Below are 613 nucleotides of genomic sequence, written 5' to 3'. Positions count from 1 at the left end.
GGACGTTCCGGCGCTGATCCGGCTGGCACGGGCGACGATGGGCAATATCCGTCAGAACGTTGCGNTCCTCGGCATCACCGGGCTGTGGATCGCGATCCTGGCCGATACCGGCGCCACCGTGCTGGTGACGCTGAATGCCCTGCGCCTGCTGCGCTTCCGGCCGGAGCAAGCATAATGAGCCTCCTCGCCCTGGCCGCATAGCTGATCCTGATCGCCTGTCTGGCGATCATTTCGGGCATCGGGATGCGGGGTTTCTCGGCCTTGTCAAAGTTACCCATGACGCTCAGGCTCGATATATCGCCCGAATGCCGCGACAACTGCCGCGTCATCTTTCCCGAACCGTTGCGCCGGGGCACAGCCGAAATCGATGTGGGCGCGGGTCAGCCAATAGCAGAGCCTCAGGTTGCTGATATGAACCGGCCTGAGCTTCAGGATGTCACGGACGACAGCAAAGACAAGGCAGTTCGCCAAGTCTAACTGAAACCGCGGGAACATGGTCCTGCCGTTGTGAACCAGTGCAATGATGGCATCATCGCGGACCATGGCCTGCATGATTCCTTCCGGATCATCCGTTTCGATGCGCAAGAGCGCGCAGGCCTGCGCCGCATCGATC

General features: G+C 61.3%; 1 protein-coding gene. It reads right to left on the bottom strand.

Annotated elements, in window-relative coordinates; genetic code table 11:
- Window positions 1–270: 270 nt before the first annotated feature.
- Window positions 271–613: hypothetical protein (locus FE811_RS27080; RefSeq protein ID WP_140849603.1), on the bottom strand; the 343-nt coding region annotated here is incomplete at its 5' end.

The organism is Paracoccus sp. FO-3, from assembly GCF_006386455.1.
In the GTDB taxonomy this organism is placed as follows: domain Bacteria; phylum Pseudomonadota; class Alphaproteobacteria; order Rhodobacterales; family Rhodobacteraceae; genus Paracoccus; species Paracoccus versutus.
The sequence above is the reverse complement of the archived record's forward strand: the minus strand, read 5'-3'. Positions and strand labels throughout refer to the sequence as shown.